Annotated in this window: 5 protein-coding genes; 4 read left to right on the forward strand and 1 reads right to left on the reverse strand. The window is 64.3% G+C overall.

Going from position 1 to position 6635, the window contains the following annotated elements; genetic code table 11:
* Positions 1-3 precede the first annotated feature (3 nt).
* Both GPA21_RS18480 and GPA21_RS18485 read left to right on the forward strand, forming a co-directional pair.
* Positions 4-1233 (forward strand): ribonucleotide-diphosphate reductase subunit beta, encoded by a 1230-nt coding sequence (locus GPA21_RS18480; RefSeq protein WP_422614178.1) that lies wholly within the window; start codon positions 4-6, stop codon positions 1231-1233.
* A 142-nt stretch (positions 1234-1375) separates the two neighbouring features.
* The gene (locus tag GPA21_RS18485; RefSeq protein ID WP_168989569.1) at positions 1376-2413 is read left to right on the forward strand and encodes an LLM class flavin-dependent oxidoreductase; all 1038 of its coding nucleotides are present in this window, start codon (positions 1376-1378) and stop codon (positions 2411-2413) included.
* Between the two features lie 48 nt (positions 2414-2461).
* On the opposite strand, the gene metE is transcribed toward GPA21_RS18485, so the two are convergent.
* Entirely contained in the window at positions 2462-4753 is a 2292-nt protein-coding gene (gene metE, locus GPA21_RS18490) for a 5-methyltetrahydropteroyltriglutamate--homocysteine S-methyltransferase (protein ID WP_168989570.1), read from the reverse strand.
* A gap of 109 nt (positions 4754-4862) precedes the next feature.
* Between metE and GPA21_RS18495 the strand changes: the two genes are divergently transcribed.
* Together GPA21_RS18495 and GPA21_RS18500 are read left to right on the forward strand one after the other, a co-directional pair.
* Positions 4863-5795 (forward strand): LysR family transcriptional regulator, encoded by a 933-nt coding sequence (locus GPA21_RS18495; protein ID WP_211163694.1) that lies wholly within the window; start codon positions 4863-4865, stop codon positions 5793-5795.
* Positions 5796-5922: 127 nt separating this feature from the next.
* A partial coding sequence (locus tag GPA21_RS18500; RefSeq protein ID WP_211163695.1) for an OsmC family protein occupies positions 5923-6635 on the forward strand: 713 nt, incomplete at its 3' end.

A 6635-nucleotide genomic window follows, 5' to 3' on the forward strand; every position in this document is an offset into this window, starting at 1 on the left:
GGCGTGCTCCATTCTCGACCCCGACTGCGAGGCCTGCCAATGACCGCCTTCTTCGACGACTGGGACAGTCCCGCCCCCGCACGTAACCAGTCCGTGCCACCGCCCGTCGCCCGTGCGACACCCACCGCGCCTTCGGTGGAAATCCGGTCGCTCGACGAGATCGCGATCGCCGAGTCGCCCGCGAGCGCGGCCACGGCCGCCGTCTCAACAAGTGCGACGCTCACCGCCCTGCCCCCGGTGCGTGCGGCCGACAAGCGCATCGTCAACGGCAAGGCCGACATCAACCAGCTCGCCCCCTTCAAGTACCCGTGGGCGTGGGAGTTCTTCCTCAACGCCAACAAGAACCACTGGACGCCGCTGGAAATCTCCATGGCGCAGGACGTGCACGACTACCACCACAAGCTCACCCCGGCCGAGCGCCATGTGTTCGAAAACGTGCTGTCCTACCTCACCACCTCGGACATCCTCGCCATGCGCAACATCGGCCTCGCGGTGATGGAAAAGATGAGCGCCCCCGAACTGCAGATCTACCAGGCCCGCCAGGTCTACGAAGAAGCCTTGCACACCTGGACCTACCAGCACTGCATCGAGAGCCTGGGCCTGGACCAGCAGGAAATCTACAACCGCTACCGCGTCGTGCCGCAGATCCACGGCAAGATCGCGCTCGCCAACCGCCGGCTGGAGCGCATCATGCGCTCGGACTTCGACCTCACCGACCGCGACAACCTGCACGAATTCGCGCTCTCGTACCTGTTCTTCGCCGGCATCTTCGAGGGCTGCTGGTTCTACAACGGCTTCACCCCCATCTTCGCGCTGCAGCGCCGCGGGCTGATGAAGGGCACTGCCGAACAGCTGCAGTACATCATGCGCGACGAGGTGCTGCACTGCGCCTTCGGCATCCGCGTGGTACGCACCCTCATCGCCGAGGAAAACCTCCAGCTCGACCCGCAGGCCATCGCCACCCTGTGGGCCGAAGCCGAAGCCGCCGAGGCGGCCTACGCCGACTACCTGCTCGCCGACCCGGTGCTCGGCTACTCCGCCACCCAGCACATGGCCCAGTTCCGCTTCGTCGCCAACCGCCGCGCCCGCCAGCTCGGCCTCGCCGAACCCTTCCCCGGCGCCGAGAACGTGCTGCCCTGGCTCGACGAACAAGCCAACCTGCGCAAGGAGAAGAACTTCTTCGAGACCCGGGTCACCGAGTATCAGACCGGTGGGGCCTTGAGCTGGGAGTGATGATTTCGGGGCTCGCTTTACCACTCGGCTCGCGATGATCGCGCATGCCCGGTAAGCAGCGAGGCGCATTCAAGCCCTCACATCGAATCGATTGCCTCGGTCGCGATCACGCAAATCAGATGAACCTGGCAATGAGCGAAACATGTCGTTGACACACTCTCTGTTCCTACCCCTCGACAACTACGTCGAACCCGCTCGCCCACCCCGGGAACGTCTTCGCGAAGCCCTCGCCGAAGGCGTTCTGGCGGAGGCGCTCGGGTTTCACGCAGTCTACTGCGCTGAACATCACCTGTCGGACTACGGACTTGTGCCGAATCCCGCCGTCTTCCTGGCCCATCTGGCAGCACAGACGACGCGCATACGGCTCGGCCCTGCCATCGCAAACCTCAATGCCCGAAACCCGCTGACGGTGGCCGAGGACTACGCCCTGCTCGACCAGCTTTCCGATGGCCGGCTAGTCTTCGGAATCGGGTCCGGCTACCTACCCGACGAACTGGCCACCTTTGGCGTAGACGACGAGCGCCGTGGCTCGCGTTTCGCTGAGCGGCTCACAACCGTCCGCAAGCTGCTAGCCGGGCGACTCGCCAGCCACGCCGAGCCGGACTGTTTGCTCAAACGCGATCAACTCCCGCTATATACGCATCAACCCTTCGGCCCCCAGCTTGCGGTGGCGACCTTCAACCCGGATTCAGCCCACCTGATCGGTTCGCAAGGCCTTGCGTTGTGGCTGATGCCCCATGCCACCTGCTGTGAGCGGCGCGACCTCATCGAAATCATCGACGCACATCGAGAAGGCTTCCTTGAACGACTTCGTCTCCAACCAGGGGTACTTGGAGAGTTTGTCCGACCCTTGGTCGCGGTTTGCCTGCCGGCACATGTATCCAACACGCTGCCCGACGCGCTGCGCCTGTGCGGCCCCTATCTCAGCGCCCATCTGGCACGCCGCCCCTACCCCAGAAGATCCGACGCAGAAACCTTGACGAAAGCCGGCCTGACACTGATCGGCGGCTCTGGCCAGGTTCGTCGCACGCTCGAGTGGCTGGCGAGCATCGGGGTGACCGAAGTCATGAGCATGCACGCCTTCGGCGGCATGCCGACCGCGCATGTCCAAGCCTCGCTGCGCGCTTTCGCCGAGCGCGTCGCTGGGCTTCAAGCGGCGGAAGCGCTTGAGAATGCTTGAAGCCCTGTGCACGCGCGTCCTGCTGGACACATAAGATGAGCGTCGCATTCAGACGGGGCTGCGCAGCCTCTGCGCCGCCGCCACCATGTTTCGCAGCGCCGGAATCACCTCCGCCCACTGACGGGTCTTGAGTCCGCAATCCGGATTCACCCACAGACGCTCGGGCGGAATGCGCTCGGCGGCCTTTTGCATCAGCTGCACGATGTGCGCCTCGTTCGGGATGTTGGGCGAGTGGATGTCGTAGACGCCGGGCCCGATCTCGTTGGGGTAGTTGAAGTCGTCGAAGGCGTCTAGCAGCTCCATGTCCGAGCGCGAGGTCTCGATGGTGATCACGTCGGCGTCCATGCCGGCGATTGCCTCGATGATGTCGTTGAATTCGGAATAGCACATGTGGGTGTGGATCTGAGTTTCGTCGCGCACACCGTTGGCGGTGATGCGGAAGCTCTCCACCGCCCAGTCGAGGTAGCCCTTCCATTGCGCCTTTCGCAGGGGCAGGCCTTCGCGCAGCGCGGCCTCGTCGATCTGGATGATGCTCACGCCGGCACTCTCCAGGTCCAGCACCTCCTCGCGGATCGCCAGGGCGAGCTGCTTGCAGCTCAGCGAACGGGGCTGGTCGTCGCGCACGAAGGACCAGTTGAGAATGGTCACCGGGCCGGTGAGCATGCCCTTCATCGGCGTGTCGGTGAGCGATTGGGCGTAAGTGATCCACTCCACGGTCATCGGGTTGGGACGGCTGATGTCGCCAAACAGAATGGGCGGCTTGACGCAGCGCGAACCATAGGACTGCACCCAGCCGAACTGGCTGAAGGCATAGCCGTCGAGCTGTTCGCCGAAGTACTCGACCATGTCGTTGCGCTCGGCTTCGCCGTGCACCAGAACGTCCAGCCCCAGGGTCTCCTGCTCGCGCACCGCGCGGGCGATCTCGGCCTGCATTGCGGCCTTGTAGGCGGCGACATCGAGCCGGCCTGCCTTGAAGTCGGCGCGCGCCTGACGGATCTCGGCGGTCTGCGGGAACGAACCGATGGTGGTGGTCGGGTAGGCCGGCAGCCGCAGGCGTTCGGCCTGCTTGGGCGCACGTTGGGCGTAGTGGCTTTCGCGCCGGCCAAGGTGGGCGTCGATGCGCGCCACCGCAGCCTGCACCCTGGGGTTGTGCACGCGCGGCGAGGCGCGGCGGGCGGCCAGCGCGGCCTGGTTGGCGGCGAGTGGCTCGGCCACGGCGGCGCGGCCCTGATTCAGAGCGGTGGCGAGCACCGCGAGTTCATCGAGCTTTTGCCGCGCGAAGGCGAGCCAGGACTTCAGCTCCGGGTCCAGCTTCTCTTCGCTGGCGAGATCCACCGGTACGTGCAGCAGCGAGCACGACGGCGCGATCCACAGGCGGTCGCCCAGGCGCTCGGCCAACGGCTCCAGCCAGTCGAGCACGGTGGTGAGGTCGGTCTTCCAGATGTTGCGGCCGTTGATCACGCCCAACGACAGCACCTTGTGCGCCGGCAGCAGGCCGATCAGCGGCAACACGTCGTCGCGGCCGTTGATCGCATCCACGTGCAACCCGGCCACTGGCAGATTGGCGGCGAGGTACTGGTTTTCCGCGAGCTGGCCGAAATAGGTCGCCAGCAGCAACTTGACGCGGCAACTCTTCAACTGGTGATAGGCGGTCTCGAAGGCGTGGCGCCAATCGGCGTCGAGCTCGGTGACCAGAATGGGCTCGTCGATCTGCACCCACTCCACGCCTTCGGTCGCCAGGGTTTCCAGCAGCTCGGCATACACCGTGAGCAGCTGCGGCAGCAGCGCGAGGCGGTCGGAGCCATCCTTGGCCTTGCCGAGGGCGAGATAGGTCACCGGTCCGACGATCACCGGCTTGGCGCGCACCCCCTGTGCCTGTGACTCGGCCAGTTGCGCGAGCAGGCGTGAAGCATCCAGGCGGAACACGGTGTCGGCGGTGAACTCCGGCACGATGTAATGGTAGTTGGTATCGAACCACTTGGTCATCTCGCCCGCGGCCACGCCGCCGCAGCAATCCGCATGCGCTTCGGCGGACGCCGCCGAACGCCCCCGGGCGACGCGGAAGGTGTTGTCGAGCGCGTCGCCTTCGAAACCTTGCACGCGCTCGGGCAGATTGCCGAGTGTGAAGCTCATGTCGAGCACCTGGTCGTAGAACGAGAAGTCGCCTACCGGCACAAGGTCGAGGCCGGCCTGTTCCTGCCAGTGGCGCTGACGCAGCGCGGCGCCGGTGGCCTTGAGTGCGTCAAGAGAGGATTCGCCCCGCCAGTAGGATTCGAGGGCGAACTTCAGTTCGCGCCTGGCGCCGATGCGCGGAAAGCCGAGGTTGTGCGTAAAAGCCATGATGAATACCCAGGGATGAACAATCGTGCTGCCATCCTAGGCGGCTTAATCCATGAAGAAAAATGGTATTGTTTCATTGATTCATGAATACATCTCACGCAACACAAACATGAGCATCCTCGAGCGTACCCACCTGGAAATCATCCACGCGGTCGACCAGCACGGCTCGCTGACCGCCGCGGCGGATACCCTGCACGTCACGCAGTCGGCCCTCAGCCACACCGTGCGCAAGCTGGAAGACCAGCTCGGCACCGCGATCTGGTATCGCGAGGGGCGCAGCCTGCGCCCCACTCAAGCTGGCGAGTATCTGCTGGCGGTGGCGCAGCGCCTGCTGCCGCAACTGGCGCTGGCCGAAGAACGCCTGCGCCAGTTCGCCCAGGGCGAGCGCGGCGCGCTGCGCATCGGCATGGAATGCCACCCCTGCTACCAGTGGTTGTTGAAAATCGTCTCGCCTTACCTCGTCGCATGGCCGGCGGTGGATGTCGATGTAAAGCAGAAATTCCAGTTCGGTGGCATCGGCGCGCTGTTCGGCTACGAGATCGACCTGCTCGTCACACCCGACCCCTTGCACAAGCGCGGCCTTGTCTTCGAGCCGGTGTTCGACTACGAGCAGGTGTTGGTCGTGAGCCGCCAGCACGCGTTGAGCCCGGCCCGCCATGTGCGCCCCGAACAGCTCACGGACGAAACCCTGATCACCTATCCGGTGAGCCTCGACCGGCTCGACATCTACACCCGCTTTCTCACCCCGGCCGGTATCACGCCCAAGCGCCACAAACCCATCGAGACCACCGACATCATGCTGCAACTGGTTTCCAGTGGCCGCGGCGTGGCCGCGCTGCCACGCTGGCTGGTGGAGGAAAACGCCGAACGCTTCGGCGTGGTGCCGGTGAGGCTGGGGCCGCAGGGCGTAGACAAGCAGATCTTCCTCGGCTACCGCGAGGCCGACGGCGACACCGACTACCTGCGCGCCTTCGTCGACATGGCGCGGGCGTACCGTGCAGCCACAGGATCAGGCGTTTCCACTGCAGCGGAGCAGGTGTAGCCTCATCTGCACGCAGCTGATGCGCCGCGCCCGAACGCCTGAACAGCGCCACGACGCGGAGTCGACCGCAGAAAGCGGTGATAATGGCGGCCATTTTTCGCGTTCAGCGCCATTTCAGGATTCCCGCATGGAAATCAAAGTCAATTTTCTCGACAAGCTTCGCCTCGAAGCCCGCTTCGATGATTTCGCGGTGATCGCCGATCAGCCCATCCGCTACAAGGGCGACGGCTCGGCGCCGGGACCCTTCGATTACTTCCTCGCCTCTTCGGCGCTGTGCGCGGCCTATTTCGTCAAGCTGTACTGCGAAACGCGCAATATTCCGACCGACAACATCCGCCTGTCGCAGAACAATATCGTCGACCCGGAAAACCGATACAAGCAGATATTCAAGATCCAGATCGAGCTGCCGGAGGATATCTCCGCCTCGGACCGCCAGGGCATCCTGCGCTCGGTCGAGCGGTGCACAGTGAAGAAGGTAGTGCAGACGGGGCCGGAGTTCGTGATCGAGGAAGTCGCCAACCTTGATGCCGACGCCCAGTCCCTGCTGACACTGCAGCCGGATGCGCAGGCCAGCACCTGGATCGCCGGTAAGGATCTGCCGCTGGAGCAGACCATCGCCAACATGTCGCGGGTTCTGGCCGATCTGGGCATCAAGATCGAGATCGCCTCGTGGCGCAATCTGGTACCCAATGTGTGGTCACTGCACATCCGCGATGCGCACTCGCCGATGTGCTTCACCAACGGCAAGGGCGCAAGCAAGGAAAGCGCCCTGGCCTCGGCGCTGGGCGAATATATCGAGCGCCTGAACTGCAACCATTTCTACAACGACCAGTTCTGGGG

The sequence above is a fragment of the Azoarcus taiwanensis genome, from assembly GCF_012910885.1.
GTDB lineage: Bacteria > Pseudomonadota > Gammaproteobacteria > Burkholderiales > Rhodocyclaceae > Azoarcus_F > Azoarcus_F taiwanensis.